The organism is Phenylobacterium sp. Root700 (assembly GCF_001429025.1).
GTDB lineage: Bacteria > Pseudomonadota > Alphaproteobacteria > Caulobacterales > Caulobacteraceae > Phenylobacterium.
Window position 1 is genome coordinate 104,633 of record NZ_LMHT01000004.1, and the last position, 22,116, is coordinate 126,748.

The 22,116-nt window shown below is 66.3% G+C and carries 26 protein-coding genes; 8 read left to right on the forward strand and 18 right to left on the reverse strand.

What is annotated here, in order from left to right; all coding sequences use genetic code 11:
- Positions 1-40: 40 nt before the first annotated feature.
- From ASE02_RS01130 to ASE02_RS01165, 8 genes are all read right to left on the reverse strand, one after another.
- A complete protein-coding gene (locus ASE02_RS01130) occupies positions 41-484 on the reverse strand; it encodes a DUF2267 domain-containing protein (protein WP_056730464.1) in 444 nt (147 codons plus the stop codon).
- Positions 485-634: 150 nt separating this feature from the next.
- Positions 635-1,579, reverse strand: a complete 945-nt coding sequence (locus ASE02_RS01135) for a CHAD domain-containing protein (protein WP_056730315.1) — start codon at positions 1,577-1,579, stop codon at positions 635-637.
- Between the two features lie 476 nt (positions 1,580-2,055).
- On the reverse strand, positions 2,056-2,184 hold the full coding sequence (locus tag ASE02_RS23125) for a hypothetical protein (RefSeq protein WP_255354001.1): 129 nt from the start codon (positions 2,182-2,184) through the stop codon (positions 2,056-2,058).
- A 48-nt stretch (positions 2,185-2,232) separates the two neighbouring features.
- Complete coding sequence (locus ASE02_RS01145) at positions 2,233-4,518, reverse strand: NADP-dependent malic enzyme (protein ID WP_056730318.1); 2,286 nt, start codon at positions 4,516-4,518, stop codon at positions 2,233-2,235.
- 11 nt (positions 4,519-4,529) lie between these two features.
- Positions 4,530-4,898: a DUF983 domain-containing protein gene (locus tag ASE02_RS01150; RefSeq protein ID WP_056730320.1), complete on the reverse strand. Its 369-nt coding sequence runs from the start codon at positions 4,896-4,898 to the stop codon at positions 4,530-4,532.
- The gene (locus tag ASE02_RS01155; protein ID WP_056730322.1) at positions 4,895-5,551 is read right to left on the reverse strand and encodes a methyltransferase domain-containing protein; all 657 of its coding nucleotides are present in this window, start codon (positions 5,549-5,551) and stop codon (positions 4,895-4,897) included. Before ASE02_RS01155 ends, ASE02_RS01150 begins: the two co-directional genes overlap by 4 nt.
- Positions 5,552-5,671: 120 nt before the next feature.
- Positions 5,672-6,025, reverse strand: a complete 354-nt coding sequence (locus ASE02_RS01160; RefSeq protein WP_235536554.1) for a DUF983 domain-containing protein — start codon at positions 6,023-6,025, stop codon at positions 5,672-5,674.
- A gap of 2 nt (positions 6,026-6,027) precedes the next feature.
- The gene (locus ASE02_RS01165; RefSeq protein ID WP_056730326.1) at positions 6,028-6,474 is read right to left on the reverse strand and encodes a response regulator transcription factor; all 447 of its coding nucleotides are present in this window, start codon (positions 6,472-6,474) and stop codon (positions 6,028-6,030) included.
- Positions 6,475-6,729: 255 nt separating this feature from the next.
- Between ASE02_RS01165 and ASE02_RS01170 the strand changes: the two genes are divergently transcribed.
- From ASE02_RS01170 to ASE02_RS01195, 6 genes are all read left to right on the forward strand, one after another.
- Complete coding sequence (locus tag ASE02_RS01170) at positions 6,730-7,137, forward strand: hypothetical protein (RefSeq protein WP_056730328.1); 408 nt, start codon at positions 6,730-6,732, stop codon at positions 7,135-7,137.
- Positions 7,138-7,168: 31 nt separating this feature from the next.
- On the forward strand, positions 7,169-7,420 hold the full coding sequence (locus tag ASE02_RS01175) for a DUF3853 family protein (protein WP_056730330.1): 252 nt from the start codon (positions 7,169-7,171) through the stop codon (positions 7,418-7,420).
- A 188-nt stretch (positions 7,421-7,608) separates the two neighbouring features.
- The gene (locus ASE02_RS01180; protein ID WP_056730332.1) at positions 7,609-8,127 is read left to right on the forward strand and encodes a hypothetical protein; all 519 of its coding nucleotides are present in this window, start codon (positions 7,609-7,611) and stop codon (positions 8,125-8,127) included.
- 57 nt (positions 8,128-8,184) lie between these two features.
- Positions 8,185-8,862, forward strand: coding sequence for a spermidine synthase (locus ASE02_RS01185; RefSeq protein WP_056730334.1), 678 nt, complete (start codon positions 8,185-8,187; stop codon positions 8,860-8,862).
- A 228-nt stretch (positions 8,863-9,090) separates the two neighbouring features.
- Positions 9,091-9,303: an alkylphosphonate utilization protein gene (locus tag ASE02_RS01190; RefSeq protein ID WP_235536559.1), complete on the forward strand. Its 213-nt coding sequence runs from the start codon at positions 9,091-9,093 to the stop codon at positions 9,301-9,303.
- A 100-nt stretch (positions 9,304-9,403) separates the two neighbouring features.
- On the forward strand, positions 9,404-10,051 hold the full coding sequence (locus ASE02_RS01195; RefSeq protein ID WP_369818505.1) for a YoaK family protein: 648 nt from the start codon (positions 9,404-9,406) through the stop codon (positions 10,049-10,051).
- A gap of 344 nt (positions 10,052-10,395) precedes the next feature.
- On the opposite strand, the gene ASE02_RS01200 is transcribed toward ASE02_RS01195, so the two are convergent.
- The 5 genes from ASE02_RS01200 to ASE02_RS01220 all read right to left on the reverse strand — a co-directional run bounded on the left by ASE02_RS01200 (position 10,396) and on the right by ASE02_RS01220 (position 17,593).
- Positions 10,396-11,631: a hypothetical protein gene (locus tag ASE02_RS01200; protein WP_235536555.1), complete on the reverse strand. Its 1,236-nt coding sequence runs from the start codon at positions 11,629-11,631 to the stop codon at positions 10,396-10,398.
- Between the two features lie 202 nt (positions 11,632-11,833).
- A complete protein-coding gene (locus ASE02_RS01205; protein WP_056730342.1) occupies positions 11,834-13,315 on the reverse strand; it encodes a sulfatase-like hydrolase/transferase in 1,482 nt (493 codons plus the stop codon).
- Between the two features lie 3 nt (positions 13,316-13,318).
- Positions 13,319-14,350 (reverse strand): hypothetical protein, encoded by a 1,032-nt coding sequence (locus ASE02_RS01210; RefSeq protein ID WP_056730343.1) that lies wholly within the window; start codon positions 14,348-14,350, stop codon positions 13,319-13,321.
- A 4-nt stretch (positions 14,351-14,354) separates the two neighbouring features.
- Positions 14,355-16,775 carry a TonB-dependent receptor gene (locus ASE02_RS01215; protein WP_056730345.1) on the reverse strand — a complete coding sequence of 807 codons (2,421 nt, stop codon included), beginning with the start codon at positions 16,773-16,775 and terminating at the stop codon, positions 14,355-14,357.
- 101 nt (positions 16,776-16,876) lie between these two features.
- Positions 16,877-17,593, reverse strand: coding sequence for a GntR family transcriptional regulator (locus tag ASE02_RS01220; RefSeq protein ID WP_056730347.1), 717 nt, complete (start codon positions 17,591-17,593; stop codon positions 16,877-16,879).
- A 139-nt stretch (positions 17,594-17,732) separates the two neighbouring features.
- On the opposite strand from ASE02_RS01220, the gene ASE02_RS01225 reads away from it, so the two are divergent.
- Positions 17,733-19,046, forward strand: a complete 1,314-nt coding sequence (locus ASE02_RS01225; RefSeq protein WP_056730348.1) for a DUF1254 domain-containing protein — start codon at positions 17,733-17,735, stop codon at positions 19,044-19,046.
- Between the two features lie 68 nt (positions 19,047-19,114).
- On the opposite strand, the gene ASE02_RS01230 is transcribed toward ASE02_RS01225, so the two are convergent.
- Complete coding sequence (locus tag ASE02_RS01230) at positions 19,115-19,786, reverse strand: S24 family peptidase (protein WP_056730350.1); 672 nt, start codon at positions 19,784-19,786, stop codon at positions 19,115-19,117.
- Between the two features lie 63 nt (positions 19,787-19,849).
- Between ASE02_RS01230 and ASE02_RS01235 the strand changes: the two genes are divergently transcribed.
- Complete coding sequence (locus tag ASE02_RS01235) at positions 19,850-20,023, forward strand: hypothetical protein (RefSeq protein WP_156405872.1); 174 nt, start codon at positions 19,850-19,852, stop codon at positions 20,021-20,023.
- Between the two features lie 54 nt (positions 20,024-20,077).
- Here the strand turns inward: ASE02_RS01235 and ASE02_RS01240 are convergent, their stop codons facing one another.
- From ASE02_RS01240 to ASE02_RS01255, 4 genes are all read right to left on the reverse strand, one after another.
- The gene (locus tag ASE02_RS01240; protein ID WP_056730465.1) at positions 20,078-20,803 is read right to left on the reverse strand and encodes an RES family NAD+ phosphorylase; all 726 of its coding nucleotides are present in this window, start codon (positions 20,801-20,803) and stop codon (positions 20,078-20,080) included.
- On the reverse strand, positions 20,800-21,213 hold the full coding sequence (locus ASE02_RS01245) for an MbcA/ParS/Xre antitoxin family protein (RefSeq protein WP_056730354.1): 414 nt from the start codon (positions 21,211-21,213) through the stop codon (positions 20,800-20,802). Before ASE02_RS01245 ends, ASE02_RS01240 begins: the two co-directional genes overlap by 4 nt.
- Before the next feature lie 82 nt (positions 21,214-21,295).
- Positions 21,296-21,520 (reverse strand): helix-turn-helix domain-containing protein, encoded by a 225-nt coding sequence (locus tag ASE02_RS01250; RefSeq protein WP_056730356.1) that lies wholly within the window; start codon positions 21,518-21,520, stop codon positions 21,296-21,298.
- Between the two features lie 42 nt (positions 21,521-21,562).
- Complete coding sequence (locus ASE02_RS01255) at positions 21,563-21,994, reverse strand: nuclease (RefSeq protein WP_235536556.1); 432 nt, start codon at positions 21,992-21,994, stop codon at positions 21,563-21,565.
- Between the last annotated feature and the right edge of the window lie 122 nt (positions 21,995-22,116).

The following is a 22,116-nucleotide window of genomic DNA, read 5'->3' on the forward strand; positions in this document are numbered from 1 at the left end:
CAATGATCCTCGCTCGAGGCGAGCCTCGGAGCCTAACAGACTAGGCGCTCGCCGCGCCGGGGGCAGGCCACAAGGTTCGAAGCGGCGCTGGCAGATGGCCGGCGATCTTGTCGACCTCGTCACGGTCCACCTGCTCAGCGAGCACCTGAAAAACCGCCTCGACCGCCCCCATCGGTTCGCGGGGGAACCTATCGGGCAGTTTCCGCCCAACGGCCTCGATGAATGCTTCAGGGTCGCGGATGCGGGGTGCGTTGTCGGCGGGCCGCCAGCCTTCCAAGACGAAACCCCGCACCAACATTGGAAGCTGCGCCGAAAGGCTAAGAACGGCCTCTTGCGGAAGGTGATCGCGAAGCACGTGCAGCACGCCCCGAAGGGCCGAATAGGCGTCGCCTCGATCGCAGGGCGGCAAGCGCTGTTCGATGAGTTTCAGCCAGGTGTTGGTCTCCTGGACGGTCGTGTCAAAGACAGCGAGGCCGGTGCTCATCAGCGTGCTCCCATGCTGCCAAGAAGACTGCGCGCTCGCGAACCAGACGGTCTTGATGCAGATCAACACCTCCGGACGAATCCGGGGCTCGCTCCCTGCCGCCGCAAGCCGTTTACCGGGGCGTCCTGCTCGATCTCAAGTCCGCCGACTTCAGGGCTCTGACGCCAAGGCCTGGGCTGCCGATACCAAGGCCGGCGAACTACCCGGCGGCTCAGAAGGTTGCGCTTGCGCGAAATCGGGAAGCGCCAGCGCGTCAAGGGCGCGCCAAGCCCTCTTCAGTTCGCGGCGATGAATCCGATGCAGGCTTGGCTGCAAGCCGGGAACCTTGTCCAGATCCCCACAATGGGTGAGGTTCTTACGGAGCCCGGCGCAGACCGCGTCGTCATTCATCTCGCCCAGGGCGGTTTGGAGCGCGATCACCGCGGCGATGTATTGGGTCTCAGCGGGCGAGCCCCTGCTGCAGACCTCGCAATTGTATCGCAGCGTTCTGACGTGGCCGCGCAGCTTGTGACGCCCTCGCCGCCCCAGCGCCATGACCTGCTTCTCACCAACCCGTATTGCCGCGTCGGCCCGGCTCAACCAGTTCGCAATCACAGTGTCGAAGGGGAGGCGCCCCTCCCCGGCCTCAAGCGCCCGCAGCAGCACATGCTCGAGGCCGTCAGCAAGCGTCGCGGCTCTCGCCGACAGGAGCTCGGCCTTCGCCATTTCGACCGTCGCATCGCGCCTCGTCCGGGCGCTGGCGATCAACAGGTCGGCTGGCCGAAACTCACCCGTATAGGGGTGCTTGGCCACGAGGCGTTCCGAGAGGACGTCGAGATCACGAACCTTCCCGAGACGTCGCGCTTGCCAGCGCAGCTCGCGACGAAGCCAGGCGACATCCGGCGCAGGAAGCACGGCCTGCAGAAGCCAGACACCGTCGGCGGCGCGCCGCAAGGCCCCGCGCAACGCATGGACAGTCTCTGGAGTCGCCGAGGCGAAAAACGCCTCGCGGGCGTGCCGGACCTGACCGCTGAGCTGAAGCAGGATTGCCCGAGCCTCACTCGGGCGGGGCGCGTGCGAGGCCTGGCTTGTTGACGTCATGACGCAGATCTCCATCGCTCATGGCTCCGCCCAGAAGACGGAGCCTTCGTCTCGTCGAGCAGAGTGAGGCGCGAGACGCTGCTCGGTCATGACATTGATCAAGTCCCTCCGCCCTTGACCGCGTTTGTCTGAGAGGCCTTCAAAGGAACGATCAGAATGACGGCGCAAGACAACAGACCGCTCGAGGCCTAGCGACCGGTGAGCCGGCGGTGTCCGAGACCTTGGATGGGCGGCTTCACGCCCTCGTCCCGCTCCTGGAGCACGGGCGGCATGGCGGTTGGGCGCCCAGGCCGACGTAGCGGCGCTTTGCCGGAGCCCACAGCGTCCGGCCTCATATTTCTGAGGCTACCAGTCACGTTCGCATAGCTCGGCGACGTCGACACCACTCGGCCAAGACGCCCAAGCATGCGCGGCTCCCAGCCCCTGAACCGCGTGCCAGCGAGCGGCAAGATGGCCCCCCGCAGCATCCCGCACTCCTGCTGGGCGGCCATTTACAGTACGCCCAGCCTCAGAAAAGCGGCGGCGGCCAGACCGCACATGGCTGCAACGACCACCCAACCGCGGATCGTCAGCATGTTCAATCGCCGGCGACGCCATGAGCGGCGCTTGAAGATACGCATCGACCTATCGTTCATCAGCAAGGGGGCGTTCGAAATTTGTCTGCGTGCCTACGGCGCGCCAACGAACTGGGCTTCGAACGCCGCGAGGGTCGCCATGGTGAGGATGCGCGAAACGGAGTCTCCCAGCCCGCAGATCTGCACGGGGCAGCAGAGCCCCACGAGGATCGGCCCCACAACCGCAACCTCGCCCAGCGCCTGAACCAGCTTTGTCGAAACGGCGGCGGAGTGGACAGCGGGCATGATCAGCACATTGGCCGGCTCACTGAGACGCTGAAACCGATAGCTCTCCCATAGCGCCCGATCGAGCGCGACGTCCGGCGGCATTTCGCCCTCATATTCAAAGTCCGCGCCGCGTTCGTCCAGAAGTGCGACCGCCCTTCGCGCACTCTGCGGCTGCTCGCCATGGGGATGACCGAAGCTGGCGTTTGATAGAAATGCGACCCGCGGCGTGTGCCCCAACCTGCGCACCGCCGCGGCCGCCTCGCAGGCGATTTCGACCAGGTCCTCGGCGCTGGGGGTTTCACTGACGGAGGTGTCGGCGACGAAGATGGTTCGCCCCCTGGCCAGCAACACCGAAAGGCCCAAGACCCGCCCGCCGCGAACAGGGTCCATGACGCGCGACACCTCTTCGAGGCATTGGTCAAAATTGCGGGTGACGCCGGTGACCATCGCATCAGCGTCGCCCAAGGCGACCATGGCGCCAGCGAAGCTGTTTCGATCAAGATTGATCAGGCGTTGGATGTCGCGCTTGAGATAGCCCTTGCGTTGGAGACGCCCATAGAGGTGATCCACATAGGCGCCGTTGCGATCCGACAGCCGGGCGTTGACGATCTCGATCCCGAACTCCGAGACATCCAGCCCCGCCTCCTCCGCATTGGCCCGGACCAGGTTTTCACGACCGAGCAGGACAGGAACGCCAAGGCCCTGGCTGCCGAAAGCGTAGGCTGCGCGAATGACCGACGGCTCCTCGCCCTCGGCGAAAACGACGCGCTTGCCTGGCGCTGAGCGGACAGCGTCCGTGATGGTCTGCAGGAAGCCCGCCGATGGGTCGAGGCGGCGGCGAAGCTGAGCCCGATAGGCGTTCATATCGGCGATCGGACGACGCGCCACGCCGCTGCGCATCGCCGCTTCGGCCACAAACGGCGGAACGAACCAGATCAGGCGCGGATCGAACGGCGAGGGAATGATGTAGTCGCGCCCAAACTTGAGCTGACGCCCCTGGCAGGCGATCGCCACCTCGTCGGGCACATCTTCGCGGGCCAGCATGGCCAGCGCCTGGGCCGCGGCGACCTTCATCTCGTGATTGATCGACCTGGCCTGAACATCCAGCGCGCCGCGGAAGATGTAGGGGAACCCCAGGATGTTGTTCACCTGGTTCGGATAGTCCGACCGCCCGGTGGCGATGATGGCGTCCTGGCGCACCTCCAGAACCTCTTCGGGCGTAATTTCCGGATCCGGATTGGCCATGGCGAAAATGATGGGATTGGGCGCCATCGTCGCCACCATGTCCTTCGTCAGCACGCCCCTGGCCGACACGCCGATGAAGACGTCGGCGTTCACCAGCGCCTGCGCCAAGGTTCGATGCGGCGTGTCGGTCGCATGGACCGCCTTCCACTGGTCCATTCCCACCGGTCGGCCGCGATAAACGACGCCATCGATGTCGACGAGGATGGTGTTCTCGGCTCGGACGCCGAGCGCCTTCATCAGCGTGATGGACCCCAAGCCCGCCGCGCCCGCGCCGCACAGAACCAGACGCACATCCTCGATCTTGCGGCCGGTGACCTCGCAGGCGTTGATCAAGCCGGCCGAGCAGATGATGGCGGTCCCGTGCTGGTCGTCGTGGAAGACTGGAACGTCGAGCAGGTCCTGCAGCGCCGCCTCGATCCGGAAGCAGTCTGGGCTCGAGATGTCTTCGAGATTGACGCCGCCGAACGTCGCGCCGATGTGGCGCACGACCTCGATGAACGCGTCGGCGTCGCTGGTGGCGACCTCGATGTCGAAGGAGTCGAGGTCGGCGAACCGTTTGAAGAGAACGGACTTGCCCTCCATGACCGGCTTCGAGGCCAGGGAGCCCAGGTTGCCGAGACCCAAGATCGCCGTGCCGTTGGAGATCACGCCGACCAGGTTGCCCTTGGAGGTGTAGTCGTAGGCGGCGTCCGGGTTATCGGCGATCTTGCGCACCGGCGCGGCGACGCCCGGCGAATAGGCGAGACTGAGATCACGTTGCGTCGCCATGGGCTTGGTCGCCGCGATCGCGATCTTGCCGGGTTGCGGATAGCGGTGGAAATCCAGGGCTTCCTGCTCGTCGCGCGCGCGCCGATCTTGGAGGGGCATGGCCAAAGTCCTCAGGATGTTGGTTGGGCGCCAAGCGCCCAAAGCACGCCCACCACCGCGCCCTTGACGATGGGCAGGAAGAGCAAGATGAGGGCGGTCAGCGCCGGGAGCAGGATCGCCAAGAGCAGTCCTGTCGGCAGGGTCCAGATCACCCGGAAGGCCAGCAGCGGCGCGACGACGAGGTGGCCGACGATGAGGATGGTGAAATAAGGCGGCGCGTCGTCGGCCGGATAGCGCCCGTTCTCATGCCGACAGATGTCGCAGAACGGGCGGATCTTCAGGTAGGCGCGAAAGAGGCTTCCCTCGCCGCAGTTGGGACAACGCCCCCGCGCCCCGCGCTTCAGACCAAGCCACGCAGAACGCGCCTTGGTCGAGCTCATGACACCAGTTCGCTGACCGATTGCGACAAGGTCGACGACACCAAGATCCGGTTGCCGTCGCCATATTCGTGGCTCAGCGCGACGGCGTCGAAGCCGCCCTGGCCCAGCGCCCGTCGAAAGTCCGCCCAGTCGCGGCCCTCATAGAGCCAGTCGGTCAGGTTGACGACCATCATGCAACCCGGCTTCAACACCCGGCTGACGGCGCGCCAGAAGGACGCCGAGAGATAGGCCTCCGGCGTCGCGCTGGACTCCTGGAAGTCGATGAACATCCCGTCGAACGAGGCCGCCATCGCCCGCGCCACATAGGCCGCTGCGTCGCTGACGACGACCTCCAGGCAGGGGGGCGCGCGAAAGAAAAGCTCGGCCAGCGGCTTTGCGCAGGGGTCGCGATCGACAGAGACCACGCTCGCCCCGGCCTGGTGCAGCAGGGTCGAGGCCGCCCCGCCGCCAAACCCCAGCACCAAGATCCTGCTTGCGGCTTCCTGGAGCAGGACGTCGACCGCGGCGTCCACATGCGCAGCGAGGTTTCGGCCGCGCGCATCGACCATGGTCTGAAGAACCTCGCCCTTGAGATAGCCCACGGCGCCGTCGGACCGCCGCATCGTCACAGAGACCTCGCCGGTCGAAGTCGGAGCGTCCAGGAGCTTGATCACGACATCTGATCCGCGGCTCTGAGCGTCGCAACGGCCTGCAGCCCCGCCGCGAGTTTCCTCGCTCCGCCCGCAATCCTTGGGGAGGCTGCACCGGCCAGCGGCGTCGCTTGCGCAGGCAAGCTAGTCGTCATGGCGCGCCTCCGACGCTCGATTGTGAAATTGCAGGGCGATCAGGATCGCCTTGAAGGGACGAAGCAGCGCCAAGGTCAGCAATCCCATTCCAGGCAACCAGATCAGCAGTTGCAGCCAGATCGGCGGATGGAAGCGCATCTCGGCGAACAACATTCCAAAGCAGCCAATGGCTCCCACGATCAGCAGGATGAACACCACCGGCCCGTCGCCGGAATCGGCTCGCGAAAGGTCCGCGCCACAGCGCTCGCACATCGCTCGCACCTTCAGGTATCCCGCGAACAACGGCGCCTCTCCGCAGTTTGGGCAGCGGCAGCGGAGACCCGCGAGGATGGCGTGGGTCATGTTCATAGGTTGGCGCCAGGTGTGGCGCCGGCCGGCGCTGAATGCGCGCGCCGGTAAGACGCCTGCAGCGTGCTTCGCAGCGCGGGCTTGGCGACGGCGAGGCGAATGAAGCGCGAGAGCTTGCTGGGCTTGAACGGCTTGACCAGCACATGGGAGCCCGGGGGGATCTCGGGATCGCCGCCAGGCTCGAGCACAAGGACGATCTGGGTTCGCGGCGACATGGCCTTGGCCTGGACTATATGCTTGCACGTGATCAGGCCGTCGCCTTCCGGCGCAATCACCAGAACCGCGGGGCGCGCGCCCTCGGCGATCGCCGCGAGGGCCTGAGCGCTCCGGTGAAACTCGACGATGTTCATCCCGTCGACACGCAGCCCCTCAGCCACGACACCGCGAAGGTCGAGGTCATGCTCCACGAGAAAAACGGTCGGGATATCGGCGACATGGGTCAATTGGGCGCAACCAAGGCGTAGTCGATCATTTCCAGATGGGTCAATTGATGTATAAAGCATCAGAAAGCCCATAATGAAAGTCATTAGGTTGGTTTAGATTAGCTTGAGGTCGATGAGCCGCATGGCGCGCGGCTGGGCCAGAAGGCCGTCGGCCCAGGGTAAACCAGGCCGCGATCGCCGCGTGGGCTGGGATGTTCAGCACATGACCAGTGATGTTTTCCCGCGCGGCGGCGGGATGATCCAAGGGAGACCCCAATGGGCGTGACCGAAAATCTGGCCGTGTTACGGCAAGCCGTCCGTCCGCTCGAGGGCGAGGTCATGATCGAGGGATGGGCCGCCGAACGTGCGCGCGGCGACGAGCGCGTCTGCGGCTTGGTGCTGGTCAGCAACTGGCGCTTCATTTTCGTCGATCCCAGGGAAGGGCTTTCGGCCTTCCCGATCTTCAAGATCGACTATGTCGAACGCCGTTCCCCAACCTGCCTGGCGCTTTCAACGTGGTATGACCGCATGCAACTCGCCTTCGACAATCAAGCCGCGCTGGGGGCCGCCCTGAACCTGCTGCGGCAAGATTCCCGCTGGGCGGCTGCGGAACTCGACCTGGCGCGTGAAACCGCCGGCGCCGCCTGCGAAGGTCGACGCACGCTATCAACGATCACGCCTTGATGATGCTCAAGACATCATTATAGATAGCCAAATGATCACGGGATCGCAGATGAAAGCCGCTCGGGCGCTTCTTGGCATCGACCAGAAGGAACTGGCGCGCCTGTCTGGCGTCTCGTTGCCGACCGTCCAACGGATGGAAGCCAGCGACGGGATTGTTCGGGCGGTTGTAGATAGCCTGGAAAAAGTGGTCAACGCCCTCAATGAGGCGGGCGTCGAACTGATCGCAAGCGGGGCCCGCAGCGAGGGCGCCGGCCGCGGCGTGAGACTGCTCGAACGAAAATAGCGCCTCAGAACGCGACCATGATGTTTAGAACATCATGGTCGCTATGCAACATGTCGACTCGCATGTGTTCGCCGTGATATGAGCGTGACATGCGGAACCCTGAAATTGTGCAACCGGCATCGACCATGGGACGTGGTGAGGCCCGGTTGATATTCGCCGGCCGCGGCCGACGATCTGACCAGGGCGACATGAGGACGGCGCTGTCGTTTGGCCGCGCCGTTCCTGGTCTTCAGCCCTGCGAGACGGCTCCGTTCCAGACGACGGATTGGGACCAGGCGTTTCGTCCCGCCGCCAAGATCAATCTTCTCTTTGTCTGCCGCACGCATACCGCCCTGGCGCCGATGGCCGCGGGACTGGCCCACGCGGCCTATAGTGGTCTCGACATCTGCGTCGAGAGCGCCGGCCTGACGCCTGGCGCCGTCGATCCGCGGGCGATCACGGCCATGGCGGAGGTCGATATCGACATTAGTCAAATCCCCTCGACGGCGGTCCGCGATCTCAAGCTGGAGACGTTCGAGATCGTGGTCTCGCTGGGCGTCCATAAGCTCGGCGTGAACCGTAGCCAAACGGCCCTCTCCTGGGAGGTCTCCGACCTCGAGCCTGCAACGCACCGGCCGGCCCTGCCCGCCTTGCGGGAGATCCGCGACGGACTTGCGACCAGGATCAGGGCTTTGGGCGTGTTCCTCACATCGGCTGGCCGCGCCTAGGTTGGCGGCGCGCGCCGCCAACCTGCACCACCCCCTCCCCCTTGGCGTAACCGGCCTATGATCTTGCTTGCTCTTCACCGTGAAGGTGACCGCCGCTTTCGCATCGTCGAGCTCCAGGACGACGGGTCCCGCGCCTATATCGAAGGCGACGCGCTCTACACTCACGTCACAGGAGCCGGCGAGAATCTCCTGGCCTATGTCGAGACCATGCAGGGCGCTCTTGCGAACGCCCCCAAGGTGCTGCTGCTGGGAACGGCCGGCGGCGCGCTGGCGACGGCGTTAAGTCGTCGAGGAACAGAGGTGACGGCCGTCGATGACCTGGCCTGGGCCTTCGTCGCCGCCCGGCGTTGGTTCCAGCTCCCGGACCAGGTTGAGTGCGTTCACGCCGACGCTCTGGCCTATCTGGGGGCCACGACGCGCCGGTGGAGCGGCATCGCCGTCGACGTGTTTCGCGGCGTCGAGATCCCCGATCAATTCATGACGCCGGAATTTGGCGCGTCGCTGCTTCGCGCCCTTGAGCCTGGAGGCGTCATCGCCTGGAATGTCGCTGACGGCCCAGCCTCCTGGACGGTGGCTCGGGTGGCGCGCGCGATGAGACAGATCGGCCTCGTCCCGCACCTCATCCAGACAGCGGACGACGAATGGAGCAACACGGTGGTGATCTGTCACCTGGCCCAGCAGACAGATCCTGGCGTCGGCGCCGCTCGCCAGCCCTCCGTCAACGGGAAGACCTAGCTTCACTCATGACGCTTTCAAATTGCTCATTGATGCTTAGGATATCAATACCTATGGAACTGCAGCCATAGTCGGCGCCCCCTACGGCCCCCCAGTCCGCCCCGAACGCGGCGCATCCTTGAGAGTGAAATGAGCGACCAAGCAGATTCTGAGTTCGTCTACGACGAGGCTACCGGCGAGTGGATCAGCGCGGGTGAACTGGCGGCGAAAGCCGCCGACGCGGGCAAAATCGAGGTGCGAGACGCCGTCGGAAACCTGCTTGCCGACGGCGACAGCGTCTCGCTCGTCAAGGACCTGAAGGTCAAGGGGGCCGGCCAGACGCTGAAACGCGGCACGGTGATCAAATCGATCCGGCTGACTGGAGACGACCAGGAGATCGACTGCCGCTTTGAGGCCATCAAGGGCCTGGTCTTACGCGCTGAGTTTGTGAGGAAGCTCTAGGGTTCCTCCACCAGGACTTAAGAGCGGTCAGCCGACCCCAGTTCGGCGAGGCGGTTGAGGAGGACATGAGCTGAGACGCTATGATCGCCGGGTCAGGCTTCTGGCCTCGGCCCTCTCCATGACCGCAGGCTATGTCGACGCGGTCGGCTTCATGATGACCGGCGGCTTCTTCGTGTCGTTCATGAGCGGTAACTCCACCCGGCTCGCCGTGGGCCTGGTCCACGAGGCCGCCTACGCCGCCCTGGCCTTGAGCCTGATCTGCGCCTTCGTAGCCGGTGTTTCGGTTGGCGCGTTTGTCGGCCGCACGGCGAAGACGCACCGCGGCGTCGCCGTGCTCATCCTCGTGTCGCTACTGCTCACAGCGGCGGCCACGCTGGCCTCGCTCGGCGCAGACCGGCCGGCGATTCTGATGCTGGCCCTGGCCATGGGCGCCGAGAACACGGTCTTTGCGCAAGATGGCGAGGTCCGGATCGGTCTGACCTACATGACCGGCACGCTGGTCAAGTTGGGCAAGCATATCACCGCGGCCCTACTCGGCGGGGACCGTTTCGGCTGGGTTCCCTACTTCCTTCTATGGCTCGGGCTGGTCGGCGGAGCTGCGCTCGGAGCTACGGCTTACCTGCATGTCGGGCCGAGGGCCCTCTGGGGGGCTGCCGGCGCCATGGCCTTGCTGGCCTTGACCGCAGCAAAGCTGCCCGCCAGCTTCGCCCCAGCGCACGATTTGCAGGCGGCGCGAGAAGAGGTTTGAGCCCGCGCGCGCTACAGCTCGACCGATCCCCTTGGCCCAGCGACGACTGCTCGACGCCCTCGAATGTGGCCTCGATGAAAGGCAGGGCGAGCGACGGGAACGAGCCGCGACCTGCATCGCCGCTTCCTGGACTTCAACGCCACGCAGGTGAAGAAGCCGATCCTGACAGGACTTCGACGTTTGCCCGCCCAGTTCGAGACGATGCAGGCGCGCCCGTCCGCAGTCCAGACACGCCGCTAGAGTGTCACTCTGTCAGCAGCAGGGACCTCGCCGCGTCATTCCCTACCGCGGCCCGGCCATGATTGGGAGCCGGCCCTGGCCTCGGCGCCGTGCGAGCTCGCCAGCTAGATGGCCGCCAGGATCAGCGCGCGGCAGGCTTGCGCCGCGGGCAGGATCAGATCAGCCGAGACACAGCGCGCGTCGTCAGCTCGCGCATGATGGAAGCGGTGCGCGCCGAAAATCCCGGCCAAGCGAGGATAGCCGGCTGCGGCGATGTGGGTCAGTTCACCGGCCGCGCCGTCACTGAGCGGATAAGGCGTCTCCAGGCCCGGCAGGCCGCTAAAGGCCTGCCGGGCGGCAGGCAGAAGGCCCTGCGTGGTCAGCAGGAACCGCTGGGGATCGGCGCTGGGCAACGGCGACAGCTGCGAGCCGGCCTCATGCCAATCGCGGGCCGCGACGTTTGCGCCCAGGTGCAGCCAGAACGCGGTGTCGGATGGGGCCGGCGCCGCGCCGTCAAGGAGCCGGGCCGCGCCGAAATTTTCGTACTCATGGCCGCTGTTGCAGACGAAGACGACATTGACCGGCAGCTCGGCCTTGGCCGCCCAGCGCGCCAGCAGCGTCCAGACCGCAACGCCCGGACCGCGCTCGCCCGCGCAGGTGAACCATCCCGAGCGCGGCGTGGAGACCACCAGCCAGCGCCGGTGACCGCGATCCAGCCGGCCGATCACATTGAAGGCCTCGCGCCGGCCGCCCGCCCCGGTGAGTGTCAGCCGAGCCTCAGTCCCGGCCGTTGCGGCGCGCAATAGCGCGCCGCCCTCGCGCGAACCAACAATCGCCACCGGCTTGGCGAACATCGGCTTGTCGCCGTCCGCATTGAGCGCCAAGGCCTCGCCCGTCGGCCCGGTCGTCACCAGCACCACCGCCTGCGCCCCGGCGGCGATCGCCGCGTTGACGGGGTTGCGCACCGCTTCGCTCGCCGCGCTCGACCAGCGTGCGTAGGGCAGTTGCAGAACGACGATGGCGCCGTCTGCGGGCTCAGCGGCGTTCAGCACCGATCGCAGTCGCAAAGGCCCAGCGACGCCTTCGGAAGCTGTCGGCGTGACGATGGCCTGCGGGATCACCCATGTCGTCATCGAGCCTGTGACGAGAGTAGCTTCGGCCACATCGAAATAAGGGGCCTCGAACACCTGCCGTTCGGTGCGGAAGCCCGCCGCGCGCAGGCCCGCCTCCATCCACTGGCCGACCGCGATGTCGCCAGGACCGCCGGACGCCTTCGACCCCTGGCCGACAAAGTAGCCCAGAGCATCGGCGGCCGCCTGATGCTCTCCAGGCGGCGGCGCGGCGGCGGCGTTCGTCGTCATCACGGACGACGCAAAAGGCGCTGCCAATAGCGTGCGGCGGGTTGGACGCATCGAGGGCGCTCCATCATGGATGTGATCGTACAAGCCGCGCGCCGCTAACTGCTCGGCCGAAATCGACGCCGGAGCGCGGCCCACGCCCAGACCGCGCCGGACACGTCCGATAGGGCGCGAGCGGACGGAGCCGCCGCGCGCCCAAGCCGGATCAGTTGAAGAGCTGAACCTTGCGTCCATCGACCTCGGAGCGGAACTGCCGGCGGCTGGTGAACATCGGATCGATATTGGCCTTGTCCCAGGTCGAGAACGCCTTCGACAACCGCGCCACGACCTTAGGGTGGCGCGCGGCCAGGTCGTGCTTCTCGCCGGGGTCGGCAGCGACATCGAACAACAGCACCCACTGCCCCAGCGGCGAGACCTCGGCCTTGATCCCGTCCGGCACCGGCGCGCCAAGGATGTTGTCCATGTCCTGGACGGTGTCGGATTTGTTCACCACCAGCAGCTTCCAGCGACCGTCGCGCACGGCGTAGTTGGGGCCCATGCGCCAGAACAGCGCGCGTTCGGCCGCCTTGCCCTTCGGCGCAGGCTTGCCCAACAGATCCTGGCCTTCGGCGCCGACCGGCTTGGGGGCGTCGGACAACCGCGCCAGGGTCGGCATGATGTCCAGGGTCGAAACCTCGCGGTTGCTGACCACCCCGGCCGGCAGACGTCCAGGCGCGGAGATCATGAACGGCACCCGCACGCCGCCCTCCCACGGAAAGGCCTTGTAGCCCGCCAGCGGGGCGTTCGAGCAAGCGCCCCGAATGTAGTTGGGGCAGCCGTTGTCGCTGAGCAGAATGACCACCGTGTCGCGCTCCAGCCCCTCGTCGCGCAGGGTCTGGCGCAGGCGGCCGATGTTGTCGTCGAGCGACGAGACCATGGCGGCGTAGAGCCGCTGGTGCGGCGAGGCGATGTTGGCGAAGCGATCGGTGTAGGCCTTGGGCGCCTGCAGCGGCGTGTGCGGCGCGTTGTAGGCCAGGTAGAGGAAGAAGGGCTTGTCGCGATTGGCGGCGATGAACTTGCCCGCCTCATCGGTGAACACGTCGGTCAAATAGCCCTTCTGGTCGATGATCTGGTGATCGCGAATGACCGGGAAGCGCGTACGGTTCATGGCCCCGTCGGCGCCGGTGTCCGCCTGCATCGCGCTCTCGGCCGGGTCGGCGTAGTAGCTGGCCGCGCCGCCGAGGAAGCCGAAGAAACTGTCGAAGCCGCGATCCAGCGGATGGAAGCCCGGCGCCTGTCCGGTGTGCCACTTGCCGATCATGCTGGTGGTGTAGCCCGCGGACTTCATGACCTGGGCGATGCTGGTTTCGTTGACCGGCACGCCGGTCTGCTCATCGCGTCCGACCGGATTGAACTCAAAGCCGAACCGCGACTGATGACGCCCGGTCAACAGGCCGGCGCGAGACGGCGCGCAGACGGCGGCGGTCGCGTAGGCGTCGGTATAGCGGACACCCGATCGCGCCAGAGCATCGATGTTCGGCGTCGGAATGACCTTGCCGCCATAGGCGCCCAAGTCTCCGTAGCCCAGGTCGTCCGCCAGAATGACGATGACATTGGGCCGGGTGTCGGTTCGCTTGGCCGGGGCTGCGAACCCCATGCAGGCGACACCGAGGAAGCCGGTGGCGACGGCGGCGATCCAGCGTTTCATGTTCTACTCCGCAGGCTTGATCGGGGTGGGATGGCCGCAGCGCGCGGCCTTTGTATAGCCGTCGGCGAGCGGCTGGACAGCGACGGGAATCCGGCACAGCGCCCTCGCCGCCTGTGCGTCGCCGCCGAGATAGGCGCGCCAGAAGATCACGGTCTCATCGACGATCAGCGGCGTCAGCTTCGCATCGTTTGGCCTGGGCATGCCCGCCGTCTGTCGCCGCCCGGCGAAAATGCTGTGGTCGCCACCGTGCAGGACGATCAGGAACTGATCTGCGCCGTCGATACGCTGGAACGGAATGGTCCGTTCCCAGGGCGTTTCCTCCAGATCGAGCGGCGTGCTGTCTTCGGTGCCGGTGAAGTGCAGCATCGGCGTTCGAATGGCCGAGAAAGCGGTCTCCGAACCGCCCTGACGAGCCTTGTTGGGGCTATAGACGACAGCGGCCTTGATACGCGGCTCGCGGAAGGCTTCGGCCGGCGCGCCCGGCAAGACCTGGCCCACGGCCGCCAGCGTGGTCAGCGCCCCGAACGAGTGACCGGACATGCCGACACGGCTCAGATCCAGTTTGCCGGCCAGGCTCGCGCCCGGCGCGTTCATGACGGCCAGCTGATCCAGCGTGAAGGGAACATCGCCGAAGCGCTTCACCGCCGCGTCCGGCCCCATCTTGCCGAGCAGCAGCCCCTCCCGCCCCCGTTCGGGGCCGCTGAGGATCGAGGTGTCGGAGCCGCCATGTTGCACGGCCACCACCACGAACCCCGCCTTGGCCACGGCGTCGAGGATATAGCTCGAACCCTCCCGCGATCCGCCCAACCCGTGGGAATGGACGATCACCGGGAACGGCCCGGCGCCCTGCGGCAGGTAGAGCTTGTAGGGAACTTTGCGGCCTTCGCGCGCTGGATCGATCCAGTCGCCGTAGACCACGCTGTCGACGGCGGCGACTGGAACCGGCGGCGCGCCGCCGGCTCCGGCCGCACCGGCGCTCGAAAGTGTCAGACCCGCCGCGATCAGCAGAGCCGCGATGGGTCTGACATTCGCCATGCCCTTAGAACTCCAGGCCCAGTTCCACCCCGACCACGCGTGGGTCGCTATAGAACTCGTTGGTGTTCACCAGGTTGGTGACATAGGTCTTGTCGGTCAGGTTGCGGCCATAGACTGACAGGCGCATCCGGTCGTTGCGGATCCCCACCCGGGCGTCGAGCTGGGTGTAGCCGGCATAGGGACGCACGTTGTCGGGGTTCTCGAACCCGCCGTCCGCCGTCTGCAACCCGCCCGACACGAACCCGCGCAGCGACCCGTTGATCGGGAAGTTGTAGGTCGCGTTGACGCTCACCTGATAGTCGCGCAGACGCGGCACTTCGCGGCCGCCCAGGTCAGCGTCGTCGGGCAGACCGTCGCCGTTGATGTCGAGCTTGGCCCTGGCGCCGCTCTCGAACTCGCCCATCTGACCGCTCAGGGCGGCGGTGACGGACAGGTCGGATTCGCCGAAGCGGAACACCTTGCGCGCTTCCAGTTCGTAGCCGGCGACGTGGGCGTCGCCCGCGTTTTGCAGGATGAAGCCGCGCGACAGCGACGAGGGCGCGCTGACCACCTGAACGTTGTTGGTCCAGGTGTAATAGAGCGCGCCCGCGAGCTGGACGCCCATCCAGCGCCCCTTGGCCCCCACCTCGTAAGAGTAGGCGTATTCCGGATCATAGAGCAGCTGCTGGCTGATCTGCGAGCGCACCGTCGTCGGCGGCAGGTTGGTGTTGAAGCCGCCGGGGCGATAGCCGGTGGCGAAGCGGCCATAGACGTTGGCGCCGTTGTCGAAGCGATGGCGCAAGGTCACGGTCGGCGTGAAGAACGTCCACTGACGACGAGCGTCGGCTTGCACGGCCTCGTTGCCCGGCGCGCAGGCGGGCGCCGCCAGGCTCGGCGGGCAGAAGATCACCGGGCCGGCGGGCAACGGGCCCGCGCCGTCGGGGTCCGACGTCGTGACCGCCATCATCCCGGGCGGCAGCGGGCCGGCGCCGAAGAACGACAACGGGTCCTTAGAGTAGCGCTCGAAGGTGAAGTTCTTGGTGTCGCGCTGGATCCGCGCCTCGACGCCGATCGTGGTCTTGTCGGTGATCTTGTATTCTAGGCTGCCGAACAGCGACGGCGAGCGGAGTTCTTCGGTGAAGGCGTCGTGGTTGAGGCCCAGCCGGGCCGCCGCGCGCACGCTTTGCGCCGCGCCGGTCAGCGTCCCGGCCTGCCCGACGAAACAGCCCGCGGTCACGGGTTGCGCCGCGCCCGTATAGGTCGGGCACAGATAGGGATCGACCGTGATCTCGTTGTCGCTGGCGAGGTATTCAGCGCCGATCAGCCAGGTCAGCGGTCCACCGTCCTTCGAGGACAGATAGACCTGAGCGACGGTGCGGCTGTAGTCCTCGAACTGGCCGACCGTATAGTCTGGGGTCAGCACGGCGGCGCCCGGCGCGACGTCGATTCCCGACTGGCCGGCGAAGTGGTCGCCGTCCTCGTTCGTGCGCCCAGCGTCACGGCCCTTCCAGCCCGCCTTGAAGGTCAGATCGGCGAAGCCAAGGTCATGCTCGACCGAGAGGTAGACTGAGTCCTCGACGATCGAGGCGCGGCCTTCGCGGTCCATGTCGGCGCGCGTCCAGGGCGAGGGATCCAGCGCCGAGCCGTCCGAACGCGTCACGCGGCGACCCAGGCTGCCGAACGCGGGGATGTCGCTGTCGTAGCGCTCATAGGTCAGGTTGACGTCAGTGAGGTCGCCGGGCGTCCAACGCATGATGGCCCGCAGGCCCTTAACGGTCTGGGCGTCCAGATCGTTGCCGGTCGTCAGGTTCTTGATGAAGCCGCCGCGTTGGTCGTCATAGAGCGCGGCGATCCGCAGGCCGAGCTTGTCCTCGATCAGCGGCAGGTTGAACACGCCCTCCACCCCCGACCGCCCCGGATCGCTGTAGCGCGCCGTGAGACTGCCGCCGAGAATCTCCGTCGGCGTCTGGCTGACGACGTTGACCGCGCCGCCGACCGAGTTGCGCCCGTAGAGCGCGCCCTGCGGACCCCGCAGGATTTCAATATGCTGGGAGTCCAGGAAATCGAGCCGGCTCAACGAGCGCCCGCCGAACCCGCCGCCGGCGTTGTAGAGGCCGTCCTTGAAGAGGCCGGTGGCCGCCTCGGAGAAGCCCAGGCGGCCGCTGCCCTGGCCGCGAATGGTGATGTCCTGCAAGTATTCCGGGCCGGAGGTCACCAGCGTCGCGCTGGGAGCCTGGCGCAGATAGTCCTTCATCGCGTCGAGCACGAGGACCTTGCGATCGGCGGCGGTGATGGCGGAGATCGCGGCCGGGACTTCCGTCAGGGTTTCAGTCCGCTTGCGCGCGGTGACCACGATTTCGTCCACCTCGCCGAGGGACTGATCGTCAGCCGCCTGTGCGGCGGCCAGGCCCGGGGCCATCGCCAAGACCAGACCGATGGCGGACATGGCTCCGCCTCTTCCAATAAACCGCAGCATCGCGTCTCTCCCCGCCAATTTCTGTTGCTGGCGGCGAGATGCGACTGGCTCGATAAATTGTCAAACAATTTTTAGGTGAGCAAATCAGCGCGGTCGAGCGCCGCCTCGAACTTCAGGTCGGCGGCGAGCGAGCGACGAGTGATCATCACGACCATGCGCGCGGCGGCGGCGGCGATCTCCGGGTGCCGGTCCTTGATCGCTGCGACGAGGATGCGATGCGCCGACAGCGACTGCTGTTCGGATTGAAAGCTGCCCGGCTGCAAGATGCGCTGCTGCCAGAGCGCCAGATTTCCGACCTGGGTCAGCATTCGATAGGCAAGCTGACTGCCCGACTGACGGCCGATGACTTGCCCAAGCGCGAAGGACATTGTGTAGAGCTGCCCGCGCTCCGCGCCCGTGGTCGCGGCGACCTCCATAGCGGCCATCATCGCATCCAGCCGGCCAAACATTCGCTCGGGAAACTGCGTCGCCGCGAGCCGCGCGCACTGGGCGTACATTTCCTCCAACAGACTGAAGATGTCGAGCAGCTCACCCGCGCCCACATTGGTGACCTGAGCCCCGCGCCAGGGTCGCATCTCGACGAATCCGGCCCGGGCGACACTGCGCAGAGCCTCACGCACCGAAGCGCGACTGACCCCGTGACGGGTCGAAATCTCCTGCTCGCGCAGCCAGGCGCCCGGCGGGTATCGGCCGTCGATAACCTCGCGGATCAAGGTCTCAGACAGGCGCGTGTCGAGCGTCTGGTCGCTCTTGCGCCGTGCCTTCACCTCTGGTTCGGGTTCGTCCATCGCCTATCCTTGATCCTCACGCCCGCGGAGTATGGCGCGTGTCGCCCAAAAAAGTAAAATGTCAGACAATTTGCATTCTTGGGCCGCCCGCGTAGATTGCTGGAAAATGCAGACGCGAAATATCCACGGGAGAGCGATGATGGACCGACGCCTGTTTCTCGGCGGCGCGATGGCCCTGGCCGGCGCCGCGAAGGCTTCTGCGGCGAACGCGGCCTCATTGTCGCTGGCGGACGCCGCCAAGCTGGCCTGGCTCTACGGCCTGCCGCTCATCGAGGTGGCGGAGGTCAGACGCCGGACACTGGCGTTGGGACCGCCCAATCGCCTCCACCATCAGCGCGACCTGACCACCCCCGCCACCCAGAAGGTGACCTCGCCCAACAACGACACGCTCTACAGTCGGGGCTTCCTGGAGCTGAGCCGAGGTCCGGTGACGCTGACCCTGCCGGCGACGGGCGAACGCTACTTCTCCGTGGCGCTGATGGACATGTTCACCAACAATTTCGCCGTCCTGGGCACGCGCACCACGGGGCCCGAGGGCGGCCGCTTCACGATCGCCGGCCCGAGCGGCCCCGCGCCGGCCGGCGCCGTTCGCGCGCCGTCCAATTGGGTGTTCGTGCTGGGACGCACCCTGGTCGACGGCCCGCAGGACATTGACCAGGCCCGCACGGTTCAGGACCGCCTGTTGCTGGACCCGCCGCCTGGCCCCGCACCAACTCCGGCCACGCCCCCCGCGCGAACCGCCCCATGGCGCGACTATTTCGCAGGCCTCGGCGCGCTGCTGGCCGAAACGATCCCACCTGCCACAGACGCCGGATTCTTCCATGCGGTCAGGGCCTTGGGCCTGACACCGAAGGGCTTCAGTCCTCCGGCCTTCTCGCCGGCTCAAGAGGCCGAGATCGCCAGCGGCGTGGCCCAGGCCACCGCCCTGGCGAGCCTACCCAACGGCGGCACATACGAGGCCGGCGGCTGGACCTACCCGCAGTCCAATCTCGGGACCTTCGAGCAGGACTATCTGTTCCGAGGCCAGATCGCCCTGACCGGCCTGTTCGCCCTGCCCTTGGCCGAGGCGATGTACACCCGCTCGGTCGGCGACGGCGGTCAGGGACTGTTCCGAGGCGACCGCTATCGCTTGACCTTCCCGCAGGGCCAGCTGCTTCCAGTCGATGGGTTCTGGTCGTTGACCGTCTATCGCGCCATGCCGGACGGTCAGTTCTTCTTCGCACCCAACCCGATCGACCGCTGGTCGATCGGGGACCGCACACCAGGCCTCACCTACAACAAGGACGGCTCCCTGGACCTATGGATCTCACGCGAGGATCCTGGCGCTGAACGCCGCTCTAACTGGCTCCCGACGCCTCAGGGCCCCTTTATGCTGAGCCTGCGCGCCTTCATGCCCCGCGCAAGCCTGTTGACCGGACAGTATCGCGCCCCACCGGTGATCGCCCTCCCCTAAGCCGCGCAGGTACTGGGCCGCCCAGCGCGTCGCCTCCGGTTCAGCCGCCCTGGCCAATGGCCTGCTCCCTAGAAGTCGCCCGACCGGATGATACGCCGAGCTTGGTGCGGTGGGATAATCGCGGTGATGTGGGCGGCCCAGCGGATTTTGCAGTTCTCCTTGGTCGGGCCGACCACGCTTTCCAAATCGTAGCGCCCGGCCTTCGAGCCGCGCAGCAGGCGTTTGACCAGCACCTCGTCGGCGTCAGTCTCCACGACGACGACGTGCCCCAGCATGTCCGGCGTCGGCGGCGTTCGCTGGTCCTCGAAATAGATCAGACCGCCATCATCGGCCACGCCCCGCATCGAATGCCCGGCGATCCGCAGGGCCACCGCCCGGTTCGTTCCGCCTGGCGGAAGCGGCGCCAGATCGCCAGCCTCCTGCCCCGTGGCGAACAGCACCACCCCTTCGCTATCGGCCCCCACCCGGCCGATGATCGGCACCAGGACCGGCTCAGGCCTTTTGGCCGGATCGGCGTCCGGTTCTGTCGTACCTATCCCGTCATATAGCCAGTCGGACCGCACCCCGAAGGCCTCAGCATATTCCTTGGCGCGAGCATAGGAATAGGTCGCGTTGCCGTTCTCGTTGGAAGCGTAGGTGTTACGGTTCCACTTGAACTTTGCGACCGCAGCCGCGGCCGTGGAGAAGCCGGCGCCCTGACGGGCGCTCTTAAGGCGAGCGGCGCGATCTTCAGCTGACATATGATGTATTTATCATACGTTTTTGTCTTGCGAAAGATCAGTATGTTTCATACGTTTCGAACTATGAGCACCCGCCCCAAACCCTCCGGATCTCCCGCCAAGGACTCCCTCTCCGTCGAGCTTGGCGGCTGGTTCAAGGCCAACGCCACCGGCGGCGGGGTGATTGTCATCGGGGTCATCTTGGTCGCCCTGGGCGCGCTCGGCCTAGCGCAGTTCTGGCTGACGATGGGTGGATAAGGCCGGCGACCATGGGCACGCCGCCCGCCTTGATCGGCTATGGACGACGAACGCTCACGCGGCCTGGTCGACGATCCGGAACACCGCGCCATTGGCCGGCTCGCGGTAGAGATCGACCCGCTCGCCGTCCCAGTGATAGTCCAGATGACGGCCCTGGACGGCGCTTCCCGCCAAGTCGGGATAGAAGAGCCCGACGCAGTCGCCGCCTGGGCGGCGGACACTGGGATAGACCACCCCGCCAGAACCCGCGCCATGCAGACCACGCCCGAGGGCGCGGCTGTCGCGATAGTCGTCAGGATTCAGAGCCGCGGCGAACGCCGCTCCCCCGCCCCTCAGGTCGTGAAGCTCGGCGTCGACCGACAGCACGATCTCGCGGAACTGCGAGGTCCAGCCGGCCGGCTCGCGGGTCCTGGCCATGAACAGGCCGTGGTGGTGGATGGTCTCCAGCAGCGCGACGTCAAAACCGGAGCCCGTATAGAGCGCCCCAAAGCTTCCGTCGCTGAACCGGCTGGGGCGATCTGGACTGACATGGGTGAAGGGCGCCATCAAATAGCTGGCGCCCGGCCCGCCGACCCGGCGCTCCGGAGGCACGAGATCGAGATTGCCTATGGTCTCCATCAGCCGTGGATTGGTCTTCTGCTCGGCCGAGAGCAGCAGCGCCCAGTCGGCCGGATCGGCGATATCCTCGAACAGGTCGATCGGCGGATAGACGCTGCGGATGATCCGCACCGCGCCGCGCCAGGAAACCCGCGACTTCGGAACCTCGCCTAAGTCGATCACCAACCGCTGCGCTCGGCGTCCAGATAGCGCCGAACCCGCATCAGGTCGGTCAGCTCGCCGCCCAGCATGATCTCCAGCGCCGAGCGGCCCCCGAAGGCGTCGTTGGGGGCCTTGATCCAGGCGTAGCCGCGCTGCGGCTCGCGAAAGACGATCCGCAGCGCCTTGTGCACGCCCATCAGGTTGGACAGCCGCGCCTTGGCGTCCCGGTCGATCCGGCCCTGCTCGCCGCCCTTCCAGCGACGATAGGAGCGCGCCGGCATGTCGAGCAAGGTCGCGGCCTGCTCATCGGTCAGGTCCCAACGCGCGAACAGATTGACCACGGCGCGGAACATCGCTGCTGCCTCTTCGTCCGAAATCGGATCGGGCCGGAAGGCGTGAACGGCGGTGTCGATCGGCAACACAAGCATCATGTCGCATCTCCATTTGGCCACATATACGCAAAATTCGGCCAAATGGCAAGAACGACGGCATCGGGCGAGGACGGCGACGCCGTCAGCGGTCGTCCTCAGGAATGAAGTCGGTGATCTTGCATTGGAGCACGCGGGCGATGTGGATCAGCCGCGACGTTGCGATCCGGTTCCCCCCCAGCTCGTACTTCTGAATCTGCTGGAAACTCAGGCCCAGCGCCTTGGCGAGGGCGTTCTGGCTGACGCCAATCTCGATGCGGCGCGCGCGGACCGCTTCACCGATGACGACGTCGATGGGATCTTGCGTCATGGGCGTCGGTCTAGGCATCGCGCGCCTCGCTGGCATGGATGATCATCGGCCGTTCCCGCCCTCCTGAACGCCGGCGCCGCGCATCAGATCGCCGATGGGCGCCCCGCCGATCGCGCAGACGGCGACCACCCGGTCATGGCTGCGATGCCGCGCCGAGCACACCGCGCGCTTGCCCTTGGCCAGACGCTCCAGGGTCGCCTTCGCCTGACGGCCGCCAGGCGCGTTCAACTCGGGCGCGTAGAAGTCGGCGACGCGGACCTCGACGAGGTTTTCCGGAGCTCGGCCGCCCACGGCGACGCACAGGCTGTCGCCATCGCCGACATAGGTGATCGGGCCGCTGAAGGCCTTGCCCTTCGCCAGATAGGCCGGCGTCGGGCCACGATCTGGGATGGCCTTGCAGGGATCGGCCGACGCCGGAAGGGCGACGGCCGAAGTCGCCAGCACGACGATGAGTTGCAGCGCCTTTCTCAACAAGGTTGAGCTCCAGGACAAAGAGGAATGGGGGGAAGAGTGATGAGATTCACGGCGACGGCCATCGTTATTCTATGCGTGATGTCCGCTGGCGATACGCGCGCCGAAAAGGCGCCCTAGCCATC

Coding starts and splice junctions, on each gene's coding strand:
- ASE02_RS01130 (WP_056730464.1), bottom strand. CDS start 484: ATGAGCACCGGCCTCGCTGTCTTTGACACGACCGTCCAGGAGACCAAC.
- ASE02_RS01135 (WP_056730315.1), bottom strand. CDS start 1,579: ATGGAGATCTGCGTCATGACGTCAACAAGCCAGGCCTCGCACGCGCCC.
- ASE02_RS23125 (WP_255354001.1), bottom strand. CDS start 2,184: ATGCGTATCTTCAAGCGCCGCTCATGGCGTCGCCGGCGATTGAACATG.
- ASE02_RS01145 (WP_056730318.1), bottom strand. CDS start 4,518: ATGCCCCTCCAAGATCGGCGCGCGCGCGACGAGCAGGAAGCCCTGGAT.
- ASE02_RS01150 (WP_056730320.1), bottom strand. CDS start 4,898: ATGAGCTCGACCAAGGCGCGTTCTGCGTGGCTTGGTCTGAAGCGCGGG.
- ASE02_RS01160 (WP_235536554.1), bottom strand. CDS start 6,025: ATGACCCACGCCATCCTCGCGGGTCTCCGCTGCCGCTGCCCAAACTGC.
- ASE02_RS01170 (WP_056730328.1), top strand. CDS start 6,730: ATGGGCGTGACCGAAAATCTGGCCGTGTTACGGCAAGCCGTCCGTCCG.
- ASE02_RS01175 (WP_056730330.1), top strand. CDS start 7,169: ATGATCACGGGATCGCAGATGAAAGCCGCTCGGGCGCTTCTTGGCATC.
- ASE02_RS01180 (WP_056730332.1), top strand. CDS start 7,609: ATGAGGACGGCGCTGTCGTTTGGCCGCGCCGTTCCTGGTCTTCAGCCC.
- ASE02_RS01185 (WP_056730334.1), top strand. CDS start 8,185: ATGATCTTGCTTGCTCTTCACCGTGAAGGTGACCGCCGCTTTCGCATC.
- ASE02_RS01200 (WP_235536555.1), bottom strand. CDS start 11,631: ATGACGACGAACGCCGCCGCCGCGCCGCCGCCTGGAGAGCATCAGGCG.
- ASE02_RS01205 (WP_056730342.1), bottom strand. CDS start 13,315: ATGAAACGCTGGATCGCCGCCGTCGCCACCGGCTTCCTCGGTGTCGCC.
- ASE02_RS01210 (WP_056730343.1), bottom strand. CDS start 14,350: ATGGCGAATGTCAGACCCATCGCGGCTCTGCTGATCGCGGCGGGTCTG.
- ASE02_RS01215 (WP_056730345.1), bottom strand. CDS start 16,775: ATGTCCGCCATCGGTCTGGTCTTGGCGATGGCCCCGGGCCTGGCCGCC.
- ASE02_RS01220 (WP_056730347.1), bottom strand. CDS start 17,593: ATGGACGAACCCGAACCAGAGGTGAAGGCACGGCGCAAGAGCGACCAG.
- ASE02_RS01225 (WP_056730348.1), top strand. CDS start 17,733: ATGGACCGACGCCTGTTTCTCGGCGGCGCGATGGCCCTGGCCGGCGCC.
- ASE02_RS01230 (WP_056730350.1), bottom strand. CDS start 19,786: ATGTCAGCTGAAGATCGCGCCGCTCGCCTTAAGAGCGCCCGTCAGGGC.
- ASE02_RS01235 (WP_156405872.1), top strand. CDS start 19,850: ATGAGCACCCGCCCCAAACCCTCCGGATCTCCCGCCAAGGACTCCCTC.
- ASE02_RS01245 (WP_056730354.1), bottom strand. CDS start 21,213: ATGATGCTTGTGTTGCCGATCGACACCGCCGTTCACGCCTTCCGGCCC.
- ASE02_RS01250 (WP_056730356.1), bottom strand. CDS start 21,520: ATGACGCAAGATCCCATCGACGTCGTCATCGGTGAAGCGGTCCGCGCG.